Below are 17,544 nucleotides of genomic sequence, written 5' to 3'. Positions count from 1 at the left end.
TCTTTTTAATTTAAATATTTTTAACGAATTCTTTGTATTGAAATACTTGAATCACCACTTTGAAGAAATATAACCTCGGCTGTTCCATATCCGCTTGAAAAAGTACCGTCAGTTCTTTTGATTCTCAAAGTCAGTATATCCCCGCTACTCAAATCTAAATATTCTGTAAAAGAGTGAGAAAAAAGCCCTCTGCCACTTCCCACAGAAGCTGTATATCCTGGAGATATTACTTGCTCTGTACCTTCTGCTGTTCCATTTATAAATAGTTGGGCTGATAAAGACAGACGTCCTGAATTGCCACCACTTTCTCTATCAAACGATAGCAATGATGAGATTGAATATAAACCGGCCCTATTTATTGTTACGGATTGATTTGTATTATTAATTGTATATATCGCACTGCTTTCGTTAATAATCTTGTTTCCAAAAATTTTCACATTTTGCCATTCATTAGTATTATAATTTGTAGATGATTCAGAGTTCGTATACTTCAAAAGTATGGTATTCAAGTTTGTGCTTAAATTAGTCCATTGCTGATCAGCAGCGCTCCACCAGTATAAGCCAGGTGTTACAGTATTAAGAAAAGTTCCTATTGTCGCAGTATTGAAGACAAAAGTACCTGTAGGAATGGACAAGGCCAATGGTGAAGTAGAGGTTCGGGAAGTTAAGGCTACCCGTGGGAATAAAATACCCTTTGTATAAGATTCTATTTGCAAACTTACACCGTCTAACACATTCGAAGTATTGATACCTACCTGAGCTGTAGCAGAGGATGTAAGTAGCAATATTATACTAATAGTTAATAGATTTTTCATAATTACCTAATTTTTTCAATTGAAATAGTAGAAGTATTAGCATTTTTGAAGTGCACATCAGTAGAGGGATCAATTTCATAAGTTCTAACTCTTAGTGTATAACCAGCAACATTAATTGGAATATACACTATATATGATCTACCGTTAGGAAAGTTAGTCTCCTGTCCTCCCTCATCATCCCACCTTCCAGGAATATAAATATTATCCGACACAACGTTGTCACTATTATTCACAACTATTTCGATACCAAAATTGTCCGCTCCACCACTAGATGCTAAATCTAAATTTAATATTACTTTATAATATCCAATATCATTGATTTTGAGTGTCGTCGCATTAACCTTTTCATATAATGCAACATTATTATTGAACCGTACATTTGCAAATAAGTCGGCATAGATTCCGCTTCCTGAATTTATATCTGTATTAGTATCCTGATTGGCAAACAGCGCGGTTTCATTTGATAATTTTTGTGATATTCTTTGCCATAGGAGCTTGTCATTGTCCCAAAAATAGAAACCCGGTGTGACTGCAGTTTTACCACTACCTTCAGTTGAAGTGTTATAGACCATAAGCCCTGTTGTAGCAGTTCCTGTTATGGGTGAAAAATCAGTTGTAGATGTGAGTGGCACTCGTGGCAGTAACAGACCTCCATAATACTGTTGCCCAGGACGAGGTTGACTTTCAATTTGCAAAATTATGTTTTCATTTATAGTTGCAGTTCCTATGCCCACCTGTCCGAAAAGTCCTACGTTGAATACAAATACTACGTTTAAAAATATTTTTTTCATTTTATGAATTTTATAGTAAATAAGAATTGTAGGGAAATGGATCTTTCCCTACAATAAATCAATCATTTGTTTTTTCTATATAGAGAATTTGTGTTTAAAAGATAGGTGGGGGCCTTATAAAAAATAATTGTTGTAATCTAAAAAATTTAATATTCCATGAAAAAATACAAAACAAAGGTTTGAGTGTAGTGAAAAAAATAAAGATAAAAATCCAATAAAAGTCAATCATTATCTTAAGTTGGTTTAAATTCATTATTTCAAATATTTTTTTAAAATTCCCAAGACAAAAGAGATTACATTCTTTAAAAAGTTCTGATGTATGCTTATTCAGAAATCCTTTAAATTTTTGTTATAATCAATTATTTTTCAACATTATTAAATCCATTTTCTTAATTAGTTAATACATTCTATTATACCGTAAATAAAGTCACTGGAATGTGTAAGTAAAAAAAATATCCATCAAAAATTAATTAACCTAGATCAATGCTTGGTTCTTAATTTTTTTGTAAATTTATAACTAATAAATATAGAATAAGTCACATTGTAAAGTCAGATTTAAGATTTGACTACATGATATAAAGCACTAATGATCAGCTATATAAATTAGCGCAATTCTGAAGATAGCTATATTGGAAGATCTCAAATTTTGTGAAATGAATTTTAAAGAGATAAGAGAGAGAGAAATTATTTCAATCAAGAAAAGACTGGCAGGAAAATATATTTATTTTATGACTGCCGTAATCGCCTGCTATGCCCTCATATTTACTTTTTATATAAGAGATGAAGTTTTATTTTATTATACTGCTTTCGGTTCTGCATTTCTTTTAATTGGTCGGCTATTTTTATGGAATAGAGTAAATTTGGATAAACTAGTTACCTACTATTTGTTAATTGCACCTATTTATAATTTCTATATTGTTATCAGGTTTTGGGAACTATCAGTAGCAAGCTTTGTTTGGTTAATACCCATTCCTTTTGGAGCGTATATATTTTTCAAGAGAAAGGTTGTTATCTTTTACATAATATATTCCATTTGTACAATAATGATGAGCTTTTTTTTAGCCTATTTAATAAAGATCCGTTTACCTATGGATGTATTACAGAAAGTGAAAGTTTGTGACATCTCCATCATCATAATTAATTTCTTTGTAATATCATTCTTATTGTATTATAAAAATAAAATTAGAGAGCTGGAAATTATCAGCGAAATTGAAGAAAAAGAGAAGATAGTTCTTCCTATTTCTTTGGATGATAAAGATTTACAAATGTTTGAAAAATTATTTGTAGAGATTAATACTTATGTTTTTGAAAACGCAAAGTTTAAAGATAGTAATCTTACTATTTCCAGTGTGAGTAATTACCTTAATGTCAATAGTTCTTATATTTCAAAAGCGATACGTTATAAAGACTATCAAAATTTCAATCACTATGTTAACGTCCAAAGGGTAAATTTCGCAAAAACTCTTTTAAATACCGTAGACATGAGTAAAGTTACACTGCTATATATTTACACGGAATCAGGCTTCAAAAGCCAAACTACTTTTAACAGGGTATTCAAGCAAATTGAGGGGATAACTCCTACGAAATACATTAAGAATTAAGTAATCCGAAAATTTTTAAAAATTTCAAGTAATTATTCACTAATTAAATTTTGTAAAAAGAATAAATATACATTCACTTTACGTAAATTTCTAATGAAAGTCAGAAAGAACAATTTATATATTAAATTATCTTTAAAAGAGTAGTTGAACTAATAATTATTTTAGCTATATTCTTGAAAAATAAAGAGTTAAATAATACAATTTTCATAGCATAAGTGTTTCAAAATTATCGAGATATTTTCAAATAGAAGGTGAAATTTGTATACTTCCTGATACTGGATAAATTCTATGTTACATTTATAGTTTGTTTTTATAGAAAATCCAATCCAATAGCCATTAATTTATATCATGAAAAGTTTTTTCCATTTTGTTATTGTATTTCTACTTAATCCAAAGTGTTGTGAAAGTTGTATATTATTAAGATTATTCTCTTTTTGATGTTCTAAAATATATAAAATATCTGTTTTGCTATATGAGCGAAACTTTTTATTAAAAGTTCCCACCGAGTTATCGGAACCAAATATTTTTTCGTTTAGATTTATAACATCTAAAAATGAAAGTTCTTTTTTTTCTAGAAAAATACAGTATACATCTTTTTTATGAGGATATTTTTTTTTAATTATGTCTGAATATATAAGTTTATAGTTTGGTTTCATTGTAATAGGAGATTAATTTTATTTAGTTTTTATCTACTCGTAAATTCTCATTATAATTAATTAACTGGACCGGAAAATAGAAGAAAAAAAGTCATTCACTCTTGACCCAGCGAGGCTTATCCTAGATATTTTTTTGACCATTTGTGCAGAGTTGTTTTTGGTATTCTATACCTATCAATTATTTGTTCTTTAGTCATTTCTCCTGATTCCAACTGTTCTAGAATAAAATCTATAACCTCTTTTGTATATAAATTCTTACGGAACTGAGGTACAGAAATTTTTTTTAGCTGGTTCCTGTTTGCTTTTGAGGAAACTGGAGCAAATAATATTAGATGCTGAGAATATATTCTGAATAAATCATAATCCAAAAGTTTGCTCCAACGTAACAGAATTTCGCTGTCCAGACTTTGGGATTTATACATTTCCTTTATTTCTTTCTCTGTACATTTTATGAAGTTACAAATTCGGGAAATTTCTATCCCGAATTCTGTAACAATATGGTTAATTATTTGTCCTATGTGAATTTCTTTAAAGTCCATACATCATTATTAATATAATCTTTGAATTGATAAATATATTCTTCTAATATCATCTGAATTAGAAATTGTGTCGTTATTATCTATATTAATAAAATAATAAACTCGGTACCATTTGTCATCGAGATTTAGATCCATTGTCAGTACTTCTTGGCTGCTGTCTCCAGTATTAGTAATAGAATTATTTGGACTCGCTATGATACCATTAGATCCATAATTAGAATAAATTCCGTTGTCAAGATTTACCCATCCTCCACCTCCGACAGTGGTGGTTCCTGAACCAGATGGAGATAGAACTATGTTGGCACCGTTATTTCTATCCACATTGGTAAGAGCTGCAAACCAAAATTTTACAGGTGATGAACTTACGTTGACAAGCCTAGGATTAAAACTTACTCTACCAGAACCTGAATTTGCACTATTGCTAAAATATCCATCGAGCCTTAGTTTACCTCCTAACACAGGAAGAGCATTCGATGTGTCCACATTAGCACTCAGCCAGTTTGATTCAGTTGTACCATTAGCACCTCCACCGCCTATACTGGCAGATATATCATTAGCCCTATAGTAAACTAATTCGCCTGCTTTTACATCATCTCCCACTCCCACAACTGCATTACAAGATTGTCCTCCAATTGAGATATTAAAAGTAGTTGTATTTGGACTTGTAACAGTAGGAGTACCTGTTACAGAATAATATAAAGTACCTGAACCATTAGCAAAATTACCAGCGGGTAGGGTAGCGGTTAATCCATTAACAGGCCCTATCGTTTTTGTTGAATAGATACCAGAATTTCCTCCAGTATATGGTACACTGAGTGTTCCATTATAGGGTGTGCCCGAAATATATGAAGATGGGGAAAGTGTTACGTTATTACAATCAATTTTACTGATACTACCAGGTGCAAGAGATGCTCCACTCAGTGTTCTCCATTCTATCCCATTCCAGAATACATACCCAACATAGGTAAAAGTAGGTTCTGATCCTATGTTATAAACAAGTAATCCTGAGGCAGGAGAAGATATCGTTGTATTGTCAATGTTTGAAGTTAATGCAACTTTTGGCCCTAAAAATCCTTTTTTATTTCCATTAGTTAGTTGATTTACATTCAATTCAAGTATTGCTGATGAATTTGGTGAAGCTGTACCAATACCTACATTACCAGATGAGGTGACAATAAAATCATCAGAACCCTGGAGTGCGTTCGGTGGTACATCTGTAGGGTTAGTTGTTAATACCGTTGATTTTCCATCTATATGGAATACTCCCTGTGGTCTTGTAGTGTTAATACCAACTTGAGAAAACATCATAATGCTATTTGTAATCATTAAACCTGATAGGATGTGTTTGTAGTTCATTTATTTATATTTTTTTTTACTATATATCTTGGAAGACTAAATTGTTTATATGTATTTCATTTGAATTATGAGGATACTTGTTATGAATTTGTGTTTTTAAGGTATGATTAATAATTGGTGGTGGCTGTTTCTAGTAAAAAGAGTGAAAATTTTTAATTTGATTTCTCAACAAATGAACCTCTTTCTTTTCCAAAAATCATATGTATTTTTTTAATTCTGTTTTTATTCATCCAATAGTTTTATCCTAATACTTTGTTAAATTTTACTGAAATTCATTTTTCGTTTTCTGTTAAATAAAAATTTTATTCCTTTTTAACTTTCCCTTTATTCAATGCTTTCGAGATATAAAAAAACAGATTCTTGTCAGCAAGTTTTATATATTTGCAGAGATTTATTCTTTGTCTTTTCTTAGTAGAAAGAGTAATTAAGTAATAATTAAAAGAAATAATTATAATCTTATTTGCAAAGTAATTATCTGCTGTTAGATAAATATTGTATTGCAAAATTACATTTGTTATAGACACGGATTATAGATGTATAAATCAAATATTATATTTGATTTATTTATTTTATTTTATTGATTTTCAGTTGTTTATTTTAATCAAAAATTAAAAATGATTGTAATCAATTATTCAAAAACTAAATTTTGATGATTTTTAAAGAAATTAGAGACGAGAAAATTAGATCTATAAAAAATAGATTGGCTAATAGTTATATATATGTAATGGCTTCGATTCTGGCGATTTACGCCATAGTGTTTACATTTTATATGAAAGATGAAATTTTATTTTACTATACGGGTCTTGCTTCTTTATTAATTATTATAGGATGGAGGGCTTTGCGTAACAGAGTAAAACTAGATAAATTAGTTGCATATTATTTGGTTTTTGCACCATTATATAATTTTTATATTATCATGAGGTTTTGGGATGTTTCAGCTGCAAGCTTTGCGTGGTTAATACCCATTCCTTTTGGTGCTTATATATTTTTCAATAATAGGATTGTAGTTTTTTATATAATCTACACAATTTTTACGATTTTTGTCAGTCTTATCCTGAGTAATTTTCTTAATCTAAAATTATTAATACCTTTAGAGAAGGTTAAAATCAGTGATGTTTTTGTTATTACTGTAAATATATTTTTGATTTCTTTTTTGGTTTATTTTAAAAATAAAATTAGAGAACTTGAAATTATAAATGAAATTGGAGAAAAGGAGAAAATAAATATTCCAATTTCACACGAAGACAAAGATGTTCAAATGTTTGACGAATTATTTTCAACTATTGAAAATCATATTAAGGGTGATGAGCAATTTAAAGACAGTAATATTACTATTTCTGCTGTAAGCAGTTATCTTAATATAAACAGTGGATATATTTCAAAAGCTATACGATATAAAGGATTTATCAACTTCAACCATTATATTAATATACATAGGATAAACTATACCAAAAGTCTTTTAGATAATGTTGATATGAGTAAATTGACATTACTTTATATTTATACAGAATCTGGATTTAAGAGCCAAGCAACGTTTAATCGAGTATTTAAACAGATTGAAGGTATTACTCCAACTGAATATATCAAAAATTTAAAAAAACAATAGATTTTAAAAGTATTTTGTTAAAAGTCATTCCTTTTAATAATCCAGAAGATGGCTTAGAAATGATTAGATATATCTTTCTGCACATTACTTTTAAATAGATTATTGGAACCTAAAAAATATAATTAAAGATATATTAACCATTTTAAATCACAATTTAATTGAAAAATATGTGGATGTTTTTAATGATATTTCTTTATACTTAATGTACTTATCAAATAGAATGATGGTTTATGAATTTTAAAGCTTCTAAGTATGCTGAAGTTACCTACATTTGAATTCATCCATTCAACAAAATTTCGTCACATTTGAAAAACTAAATATATACCGATGAACAAATCAAACGACAGAAAGCCAGCCAAAATCTGTTATGAACATATTGGCGGAAAATTAGGACAACTTCTTTTAGAACAATTTGTGGAGAAAGGATGGATTACAAAAGATAATCCTGTAGACCGAAATTATTATATTACTGAAAAGGGACAAAAAGAATTTACAAAATTAGGTGTCGACCTTTCACAAATAAAGCCGGAGTAAAATGGCTCGTATTAATCTTTCTAAATTATATTGATAATAGAAAAATTTTATCAATTTTTTTCAAGTAAAAAAGTTCTAAAAAATACATTTGCACTCCTTTTTATTTGAAATGCTTTCTGATAAGAGCATGATGATATTCATTAAAAATTGATAGAATAATTTTATGATAAATAATCAGTTTATAACTGAAAAATTTGGATTTCTCGGATTGGATTTTATACATGAACTTGAAAAATGTAGTGTAATTACAGATATAAAATCTAGAACAGAGATTGTGATCCCTGGACAGAGAATTCATTATGTCCCTATTCTTATTAAAGGTTCTGTAAAAGTTTTTACTCTAAATGATGGAAGAGAGCTTCTATACTACTATATGAAGCCTGGGGAAAGTTGTATTATGACTTTTGCCTCTATTTTTAAAAACTGCATCAGTTCTGTATATGCCTGTACTGAAGAATCTTCCAAGGCCCTTCTGATTCCTGTTTCAAGCCTACTCACATTGATGGAAAACTTTCCTGCAATAAATAATTTTTTCTACAGTGAATATGACAGCCGTTTTACTTCACTTATGAATATGATTAATGATGCCGTTTTCCATAAATTGGATACCAGAGTTCTTAATTATATTCGTCAACGTGCCGAAGCTACGGGAAACAATCCTGTAAAAATTACTCATAAAGATATTGCCTCAGGTTTGGGTACATCCAGAGAAGTGATAAGTCGTGTTCTTAAAAAGCTTGTCAATGAGGGTGTAATTATCCAACGCAAAACAGCTATTGAGGTAGTAACCGAAAAAAAGTAGTGTGAGGATTATTGTTAGTTTGTAGTTATTATATTCCACCTATTTGTTAAAAAGAAATTTTTCCTTAGGTTGGTGCCTGTGAATTACAAATTGTTTGTTACCATAGTTAGACCCTTTACTGTATTTCCAAGCATTAAGAACCAGATTCCCTCAAGCTTGATTTATTTTTATGCTTAAAAAGCACATCTCTACAAACAATCCGCTCTCCAAAAATGCGAGGTGAGATTCTGTAATATTAAAGTACTAAATAATTGTTAATTCTTTGATAGGATATGGGGTTTAATCATTTTTATTTTGTTAAGTCTTTTTATTATACGAAGTAATTAAGGATTCCATTATAATTTTAAAATTTATAAATAAAATGATAATAAGGAATATTTAGATATTTTATTAAGTATATTTTTTCACTAATATATTTGATGTGAATTCTGATCTTATAAAAATAGTTGTAGAACTTGTTCAGCAATTTATGGAACAAAATGAATGTAAAGTGGTATATAGTGGTTTTCTTTAGGTTCTTACGGAATCTTTCTAGGCTTCTGAGAAAGCTAAGTATGAGTTAGATGGTCTTAAATGGTACTTAAGAAATCGGGGAAAAGTTCTAATATCTTCATCAACACCTTATTGATAAAAGTTGGAAAATAGGGGAAAACGTATTGCAGATCAATAGGTAATTCAGTTTTTACAAGTTAAGATAATTTATTTAGGTAGTATATTCAATTTATTTTCCAAGTTTTCTTATTTTACGATAGTGTTCAAATAGACTTCAAAGTTCTTTAACAAAACACAATTTTAACTAATAAGTAACTTTAATTGCAAATTTTTTAAGTAGCTACAATTCGATTTATTCCTAAACTTATTCTATCGTATTATTTCATCCTTTTCAATAGCTCTAAGTCGACGGGATGCAAATCCCGCGAATGCAACCAGCCCTCCTAAAAACCCAATAAGAATAAACATCCAGCGTAGACCTATCCATTTACCCAATGGATTAGCAATCAAAAGTCCTACCGGTGCAGCGAGCCCCATTATCATATTCAGAAGTGATAATACTCTTCCCTGAATTTGATTGGGAACAAGAGTCTGTAGTAATGCTGTTAAGGGGGCGTTGGCAAAAATAAAAGTAATAGAGCTTACCATCCACCAAAATACTCCAGCCCAAAACAGGTTTGTAGGCATGAGCGCAGTGAGACTTATCGCAAAACAGGACATGCCCAACCCGCAAAGAATCCATATCATTTTTCGTTTGGGAGCAATAATGGTAATTAAAACACCACCAACTACCATACCTATTCCTGCAAGTGCCTCCATAATACCTACTTCATTGACTCCGCCATTAAAATGATCTTTTACTAAAAGTGGTATAAAGGTAAACGTGGGCATTATTATAAGAACGATGCCACCCAAAAGAAGAAAAAGTCTTTTCAGTCCTGGATTTTTCCACACCATGGATAGTCCTTCACCAAGTTCGGATACAATGTCCTTTAAAAGATAACTGCTATTTTCCTCTTTTTTAAATTGAGGAATAACGAAAAAGAATAATGGTGTAATACCCAAGAGAGCAGTAAATACATCGATACTTAATGCCCAACCTAATGGCATGACGCTTATGGCCAAGGCACCAAGCGGAGCACTGGCAACCAAAGTAGCACCCATTAAGATTTGGTTCAGGCCAGCGGCACGTGGGAGAAAAGCTTTAGGCACAAGCATAGCCGTACTTGCTTCAACTGCTGGAGACTGAAAAGCTTGCATAGCACCTCTTATAGCCATCATAAGATAGATCTGCCAGAGTTCAATATGATCGGTAATAAAGAGGATCATCAAAATACCAACGCAAAGAGCGCTTATCACGTCTGCCAGAATCATGATCATTCTTCTACTGTAACGATCTGCAAATACGCCTCCTACGGGACTTAATATTGCCTGAGGTAATAGAGCGACAGTTCCTGCCAAAGCCAGCTTGCTCACACTCCCTGTCGTATCTGCTATCCACCACATGAGTACAAATTGTGTTAACGAAGACCCAATAATTGAAAGAGTCTGTCCAGAAAAAATAAACCAGTATCGTTTTTTCCAATTTATTTCTTCTTCAGCAATCATGTTTTGGCTCATTCCTTGATCATTTTGTGTTTTATAATATTTTTTATAAGAAAAAGAATGGACAAGATAAATGAAAATATAGGAAAACTTACATGCTGTTGCCTATATCAACATTAGTTTTTGAGTCTGCACAAAAGGTTTTTCTTTTTCTCAGTCACAGAAAGTAATATGATTTTATGAATGTAAAGATAAATATTGATTGAGGTAAATAAATAACTTTGAATGTGAAACGGTAAAACAGAGTTGTGAAGCGTTTAATTTGCTGAATAAAACAAAAATTGGACTATTACTTATAATTAGAATAAATATGTCTCAAAAATAGTTGAAAGTTCAAAATTGAATAGTTTTTGCTAATGTAAATCATCCTGAAGAATGATATCTCCCCGTTAATATTACCAATCAAGAATCGAGAAAATTCCATTTTTTCACTGCATTTCGGTGAACTCATTGAGTGTTAAATTTCCAAATGAGCTTTGCAACCTGTAATCACTATAATCCAAGTTCCATACATTTAGTTAAAGTAATGATAAAAGTAATATGTATAAAAAATAACTACTATGAAGAATATTTTTTTCTAATAAGCCCGAAAATCAAAACAACAGCATAGGCAAACATCAGCCATGAGGCAAAAGTTTTACTATATATTTCCGGCATATTAGGGAATAGTTTATCAAAAAACTGTATACATAATGTATCCAATAGCATTCCGGGCAAAACCATAATAGCCGCAGATTTTACACTTTCAAGGTTGTTGAGTTTAAATCTTTTGAAAACTGAAGTTGCAATAAATCCTAAGGCTGGTATAAGAAGAATATACAATATAACCATTAATAATATGTTCTCAACAATAAAAAAATAATGTCCTGCAACTCTAAATAAAAAAGTTGCAAAAAACCATACCAAAAACCCAACAATAAAACTTGCCGTTATATATTTTTCTTTATAAAGATTCATTTAATGATTGGTCAATACTTTTACTGATATTATTATTGATTATAAAATTAAATATTTCCTATTTAAAGAAAGAATGTTTTACATGAATTTTATCAGTTTTTGCTTAATGGCCTTTTAATTGTGTACAAATTATTTTCCTTTAAATGGCAAGTTATAAATATAAGGGGCAAAAAGAGGAGCAAAGTAGCTATTAAATAGTAGAAATAAGATATAAACAAGATATGATGCAGCGATAAGATGCACATTCTTAAATTAAATACTAGTTTTATGGCATTATAGAGTACTGAGCGATTGGTTGTCCGCAGATTCAGCTAAAGAGATGCGGGAGCATTGTTAGATTATATGATTGATCCTCGTATAAATTGTTTTGTTGAAGAAAGACTTTACAATATGGAAGAGGCATTGACGGATGTGACAAAGAAAAGCAAAGATCGGTCCCAATTTGCAGAAAGGAAGATGATAGCTTGATCGGACATCTTTTTGCAATGGAAGAAGACGATACCTATAATGTTGGGTGGCATTTCAATACCAAGATTGAAGGTAGGGGATATGCTACCGAGGCAGCTAGGCAGTGCACATTGTTGTATTTAGTCAAATCAAAAAAAGTTTTCGTTCCCAGCGCAAAAGCTAAATGATCATATGCTATTGATGAAATCCTGTGATTTAGTAATAGTTTTGATGAAATCAATGGCTGCAGGATATTAAATATGTAAATGTAAAAACATGATAATCAGAATTTATAAAACCAATTGATAGATATTTACCTTTGCTAAAATCACTATTATTCTTAAATGTTAAAATCTGGATGAATGTACAATGTATTTTAAAAATTACACATCTGGCACAATACATGTTCTATTTTTTACCAAATAAAAAAAGTAAACATGAGAAAAGAAGAAGAATTTCAACAGACACTATTACGAAAAACAGTCGTAATAACAGGCTCTAGCAGTGGAGTAGGAAGGGCTGCTGCAGAAGCTTTTGCTTTGGAAGGATGCAATATAGTTATCGTAGCCAGAGGACAGAAAGGTATAGATGAAGTGGTTGAGCTTTGCAAAGGAATGGGAGTAGAGGTACTGGGACTTTCGGCTGATACATCCGTTGCTGCAGATATAGAGAGGGTAGCAGAAGCGACCTTGTCCCGATTTGGCAGAATTGATATTTGGATAAATAATGCGGGGGTAATGGCGAGTGGAAAATTTGAAGAGATTCCGATGGAGATTCACGAACAGGTTATTAAAACTAATCTATTTGGCTATATGCATGGTGCTTACAATGCCATTAAAATCTTCAAAAAGCAGAATGAGGGGATATTGATAAATAATGTTTCTATAGGAGGTTATATGCCAGCGCCTTACAGTTCTGTATACTCGGCGACTAAGTATGGTATTAAAGGGATGATGGATGGTCTACAAGGCGAAATTTCAAATTATGCAAACATTCATGTGTGTAATTTATACCCCCAACTTCAAAAATCAACTGGGAACCTTCACTCTGCAAAATACTCAGGATTTAAGATGGGCATACCTCCCATTGCTTCAGATCCACGGGATACTGCTGCAAAAATGGTTGAATTAGCTAGGAAACCGAAAAAAGATTTATTTCCCGATTTCAGATCTTATGCAATTACTTCAATTTACAGACTTTTCCCTAAAGTAGTAATCAATACGGCATCAGCGGGTGTACGGTTAATGATGAAAATAAAGAATGGTCCTGAAGTATCTGGGAATATACTTAAGCCTTCTCAAGATCCTCACAAAATATATGGTAGACCTCCTTTAAATACTTCTAAAAACATTAAAGTAGCTGTATTAATTGGAATTGTGGCCGGTTTTGCAGTAATAGGATTAAAAAAAGGTCTCGTAAATAAGAGCAATAAGAGTATTGGCTAATGATTATATATATTCTCTTATAGAATTTTCTGCCTTGGCAATCCTATTTCATGTTCCTGGGGATAAGGCTTCCGCCAGGTCATACTAATTTCTTCCTACAGGCTTTGTTGGATTTCCAGTGATTTTTCTTTATCCATGGAATATCTTAGATCCGGAATAAAAGGCATTTTGGCTATTTTATGAATGGTAACAGTCGGAAAATGGAAATCAACCTCTGCGATTCCCAATAGAAGATATCACCCACCACCCAATTAGCAAATCATTTTAAATTAAGCAGAAATTCCGTAGCAAAATGGAAGCGTATGTTTTTAGTATAAAATAATTTGCATTTTAAAGTAAAAAGTAGTTCTGTTATTACTTTTTTTCTAAGTTTTTAGAGAGTATATTCAAAATTTGAATATACTCTTTTTGGTTGAATACCTTGATGAGACAATGCTCTGTATATACTTACAAACAATTAGGGCTATTCAAAGCCAAGTACAGCCTTTTATCTCCTGTTGATGTAAGAAAGTTGTCTTGTATTGTAATTTGAAATCTGCATAATTAAGAACATTATGGATACAGAGACAAATGAACAGCCGGATATCATTAAAAAGAAAGCAGATACTTTACTGGTGTTACATCATGAAACAGGTACTGTTGGAATTGTTCAGGGATTAGGTGATTATGGTGAACTGCATAGCGTACATCCCAGGGAACTGAACAATGCAGAAATAGTAAGTATTGATTCTAATGAGAATTCTTTTGCAGAGTTTTATGCTGGATTTTATCATCAGCTTTAAGAGCCTGGGGAGTTTTCATTTTTTAAGGTAACGGAATATGAAGCCGGGCAGACAGCTTTACAGTTACAGAATTATATTGATGACAGTTCTGATGAAGGAAGAGGGGAATTGAGAGACTATGAAATTTCTATTGAGAGTGTCGAGGCTTATAGAATGGCTGGAGGAGAAATGAAAGATCAAAGAGGGGGCGCTTCTAATAATTACTTATATAAGCCTGAGCAGGTGAACTGGAAGATGATGGAGAAGCTGAGGCTCAGTAAGGAAGTATTACAGGAGCTTGGGGTTTTGGAATCTATGCTGAAAGGCTATAAAACGGATAAGTTAGTTCCGGTACATATTGATTTGGGAACAGTAAAGGGGGGGGCATTGAAGCAAGGCTTTCTTTAAAGGCTAATGACTTTGGTGAAGTGGAACTTATGTTTCATCCTGTAAGAACGATGCCTGATTTTTCTATACCGTTCTTTGGGCATATATTTTCAGAAGAAGATAAAAGAAATCTTAAGGGTAATGGGAATATGGGAAGGGTGGTAGATTTGGTCCATAGGATTACAGGAGAGAAGGTACCTTCACTTATTAGCAGGGACAGGCTGACTAATGAGCTGATTCAGGTTAAGACTGAGTTTGTCAGGATTCCACTGGTGATTAAAGGAGTGACGTTGGATGAAGAACAGAGAAAAATACTAAGGGAAGGAAAACCGCTGTATCTTGAAAATATGCTTTCTGCCAGAGGAACATTGTTTAATGCTGGGGTGCAGTATAATGCGGATAAAAGGTATGTGGAGTTTTTGCTGGATAAAAATGTAAGGAGATTGGGAGTGGAAGATTTTAGACAGGTTCCGGAGTTATTTAGAGGGAAGAAACTAAAGAAATGGCAGATGGAGAAACTTAAGGTTGGGGAAGTGGCGTATGTGGATGGGCTGGTGGATAGGAATGGAAAAAGGTATCAGGGGTATTTGAGGTTTGATAAGAAGGTGGGGAAGTTTGAGTTTTCTTTTAAGAATGTGTGGAAGGGGGAGCAGAAGGGGAAGAGTAGGAAGAGAGGGAGGGGGATGTAAAGGAAGATTATAGATACAATATTTGAAATGTGATGTTTTTTACTGGATTTATGGGAGGTTAGAGTATACCTATCTGTATGAGAATTGAGGATACCCGTAAAATCTCATGTCGCTTTTTTCTTATATTTGCCCAAACTTTAATCATGAAAAAACTATTGTTTCTGAGTGTAATCTTTTTTGCACATCTTTATTCCTGTCAGTTTACCAAAGATTCCATCACTGTCTTACGCAGTAACAGCTCCCTTATTTATCCTTCATTTAGTACATCTTGTTATCGAACAGGAGATTATGATAAAAAATATCAGCCCCAGGATATGCTTTTTGTAACAGATATTACTGAGTGTAAAGGATATTCGAGTACAAAAGATATGATAGGTTTTTATTTTGATGGGAAGAAGTACTATATGGAAGATAATTCGGAAAATGAAAATGTTTTTTATGTAATGAAGGGCGAACAAAAACAATTAGCGGATGTAAAAGCTAAAATCAATAGCCTTACCGCTGCTGAAAAAGATAGTCTTGATTCTTGGTCAAAAAGATACTCGGAGGTTTATATGCGCAAACTTAAAAGCGAGGTTTACGATAGGATTTTCAGTAAAGAGAAAAACGGGATTGCCATCATTTCAGCATTTCCTACAGAAGATTATTCCTTTACAGGGGCAGAGTTTAAAATATTAAACTTCAGCAAAAAAACAATTAAATATATAACTTTCAATTTTTATGGTAAAAATGCTGTAAAAGACAGAGTGGGGGTTAATATGAGCAGAAAGGGAATAGGTCCTGTTGAAAGTTTAGCTTCAGGGTCATGGTCTTTTGATAATGTTTGGCTTACTGATATTGTTGAAACATTGAAATTAGTATCGGTAAACATTATTTATATGGATGGATCAAAAAGAGCGGTTACAATTACAGATAAGCATTGGCTGGATCAGGAAGATTTGGATCGTTTGAATAGTTTGATGGATTAGTAAGAGAATTTAAAAGATAAAAATTTGTTTTAAATTAAGAATTACAAAAAATGTCTATACTAATCCCGGAAAAGTTGATGATCGCTTAAACAAGGCTCTATCAGTTATATCTAACTTATCAATATTATACCAAGCCAGTAGCATAGAAGCAAAAAGAAAAATAATTAGTTCGATATATCCCGAAAATCTTGAATTTACAGGATTTAAATATCGAACTAACAGAGTAAATTCTGTACTAAGTGGTATATCTCTTGTAACCAATAAGTTATGTGATATTGAAAATAAAAAAAAATGATAAAACAACAGCTTATCCCTGTCTGGAGCCCCAAACGGATGATTTCTCGATTTTTTTTAAAGAAGATTTATTGCGGATAGAAAGTATATATCAATATTTTGATTCGGAGGATAAACTGTTTTAGTACCAAAATTTATATAAATATTGATTTTTATAAAATGGGGTGCGTTTTTCAAATATTTTCCATAATAAATTAGTTAAGGTATTGTTCGCTTCTATTGCTTATGTCACCAAAAGATTATGGCATAAACGAATTTTCCCAAAATATACCCTCCAGTTATTCCGTTTTCTTTTTTTTGGAAATATTCAGAGGTGAGAGAAAGGCCTTGATAATTAGAAAATAAATAAATTTTCAAATTAAAAAACTTGCCGTTTATATTTCTGATTTTCATGTTTGCATTATGACATCATATTGTTGTTTAAGTTGATTGTTTCGTAATTATTTGTAGTTAGAGTGTAAAAAACGGTAATCGAAAATGAAGATTTACCTCTTTTTTAATAATAAAAAGTGTGCTTTTCACATTTTTTTTTGTGCAAAATGAAAAAAAAATTAACTCTTCTTATCATAATATTTATTCGGAAAAAAATAATCTTTTTAAGAGTATTGTGAAATTGCAATTGATTGTAAATTCATATCTTATGAAATAAGTAAGTGTAAAAATAATGATAACCTTATCATATTTTTTATACAATTCATATCATAAAAATTCGATATGTAAATCGTTGATAAGCAGTAGATAATAGCGGATTTATTTTTTTTATTCAGATGAATTTTTATATTTGTAATGTTACCAAAAT

At 31.4% G+C, this 17,544-nt stretch carries 16 protein-coding genes; 9 read left to right on the top strand and 7 right to left on the bottom strand.

What is annotated here, in order from left to right; genetic code table 11:
* Positions 1-20 precede the first annotated feature (20 nt).
* Both AC106K_RS08195 and AC106K_RS08190 read right to left on the bottom strand, forming a co-directional pair.
* Positions 21-815, bottom strand: coding sequence for a hypothetical protein (locus AC106K_RS08195; protein ID WP_482444401.1), 795 nt, complete (start codon positions 813-815; stop codon positions 21-23).
* Positions 816-817: 2 nt separating this feature from the next.
* Complete coding sequence (locus AC106K_RS08190) at positions 818-1,606, bottom strand: hypothetical protein (protein WP_482444399.1); 789 nt, start codon at positions 1,604-1,606, stop codon at positions 818-820.
* Positions 1,607-2,259: 653 nt separating this feature from the next.
* On the opposite strand from AC106K_RS08190, the gene AC106K_RS08185 reads away from it, so the two are divergent.
* Positions 2,260-3,207: a helix-turn-helix domain-containing protein gene (locus tag AC106K_RS08185; protein WP_482444397.1), complete on the top strand. Its 948-nt coding sequence runs from the start codon at positions 2,260-2,262 to the stop codon at positions 3,205-3,207.
* A gap of 341 nt (positions 3,208-3,548) precedes the next feature.
* On the opposite strand, the gene AC106K_RS08180 is transcribed toward AC106K_RS08185, so the two are convergent.
* From AC106K_RS08180 to AC106K_RS08170, 3 genes are all read right to left on the bottom strand, one after another.
* Entirely contained in the window at positions 3,549-3,863 is a 315-nt protein-coding gene (locus AC106K_RS08180) for a helix-turn-helix domain-containing protein (RefSeq protein WP_482444395.1), read from the bottom strand.
* 116 nt (positions 3,864-3,979) lie between these two features.
* A complete protein-coding gene (locus AC106K_RS08175) occupies positions 3,980-4,402 on the bottom strand; it encodes a transposase (RefSeq protein ID WP_482444393.1) in 423 nt (140 codons plus the stop codon).
* 9 nt (positions 4,403-4,411) lie between these two features.
* A complete protein-coding gene (locus AC106K_RS08170) occupies positions 4,412-5,758 on the bottom strand; it encodes a hypothetical protein (RefSeq protein WP_482444392.1) in 1,347 nt (448 codons plus the stop codon).
* Positions 5,759-6,407: 649 nt separating this feature from the next.
* Here AC106K_RS08170 and AC106K_RS08165 point away from each other — a divergent pair.
* From AC106K_RS08165 to AC106K_RS08155, 3 genes are all read left to right on the top strand, one after another.
* Positions 6,408-7,364: a helix-turn-helix domain-containing protein gene (locus AC106K_RS08165; protein WP_482444390.1), complete on the top strand. Its 957-nt coding sequence runs from the start codon at positions 6,408-6,410 to the stop codon at positions 7,362-7,364.
* 327 nt (positions 7,365-7,691) lie between these two features.
* On the top strand, positions 7,692-7,898 hold the full coding sequence (locus tag AC106K_RS08160; RefSeq protein ID WP_482444388.1) for an ArsR family transcriptional regulator: 207 nt from the start codon (positions 7,692-7,694) through the stop codon (positions 7,896-7,898).
* Between the two features lie 163 nt (positions 7,899-8,061).
* Positions 8,062-8,700 carry a Crp/Fnr family transcriptional regulator gene (locus tag AC106K_RS08155; protein WP_482444386.1) on the top strand — a complete coding sequence of 213 codons (639 nt, stop codon included), beginning with the start codon at positions 8,062-8,064 and terminating at the stop codon, positions 8,698-8,700.
* Between the two features lie 861 nt (positions 8,701-9,561).
* Here the strand turns inward: AC106K_RS08155 and AC106K_RS08150 are convergent.
* Positions 9,562-10,800 (bottom strand): MFS transporter, encoded by a 1,239-nt coding sequence (locus tag AC106K_RS08150; RefSeq protein WP_482444384.1) that lies wholly within the window; start codon positions 10,798-10,800, stop codon positions 9,562-9,564.
* A 555-nt stretch (positions 10,801-11,355) separates the two neighbouring features.
* Positions 11,356-11,754 carry a DUF5367 family protein gene (locus AC106K_RS08145; protein ID WP_474474945.1) on the bottom strand — a complete coding sequence of 133 codons (399 nt, stop codon included), beginning with the start codon at positions 11,752-11,754 and terminating at the stop codon, positions 11,356-11,358.
* 884 nt (positions 11,755-12,638) lie between these two features.
* Here AC106K_RS08145 and AC106K_RS08140 point away from each other — a divergent pair.
* From AC106K_RS08140 to AC106K_RS08120, 5 genes are all read left to right on the top strand, one after another.
* Positions 12,639-13,646 (top strand): SDR family NAD(P)-dependent oxidoreductase, encoded by a 1,008-nt coding sequence (locus tag AC106K_RS08140; protein ID WP_482444382.1) that lies wholly within the window; start codon positions 12,639-12,641, stop codon positions 13,644-13,646.
* Positions 13,647-14,200: 554 nt separating this feature from the next.
* Positions 14,201-14,428, top strand: coding sequence for a hypothetical protein (locus AC106K_RS08135; protein WP_482444380.1), 228 nt, complete (start codon positions 14,201-14,203; stop codon positions 14,426-14,428).
* A 108-nt stretch (positions 14,429-14,536) separates the two neighbouring features.
* A complete protein-coding gene (locus AC106K_RS08130; protein ID WP_482444378.1) occupies positions 14,537-14,815 on the top strand; it encodes a DUF4099 domain-containing protein in 279 nt (92 codons plus the stop codon).
* Positions 14,816-14,844: 29 nt separating this feature from the next.
* Positions 14,845-15,483: a DUF3945 domain-containing protein gene (locus AC106K_RS08125; RefSeq protein ID WP_482444377.1), complete on the top strand. Its 639-nt coding sequence runs from the start codon at positions 14,845-14,847 to the stop codon at positions 15,481-15,483.
* 143 nt (positions 15,484-15,626) lie between these two features.
* Positions 15,627-16,451 carry a hypothetical protein gene (locus tag AC106K_RS08120; protein WP_482444375.1) on the top strand — a complete coding sequence of 275 codons (825 nt, stop codon included), beginning with the start codon at positions 15,627-15,629 and terminating at the stop codon, positions 16,449-16,451.
* The last annotated feature ends 1,093 nt before the right edge of the window (positions 16,452-17,544 follow it).

Source organism: Chryseobacterium sp. FR048, assembly GCF_056844665.1.
The sequence above is the reverse complement of the archived record's forward strand: the minus strand, read 5'-3'. Positions and strand labels throughout refer to the sequence as shown.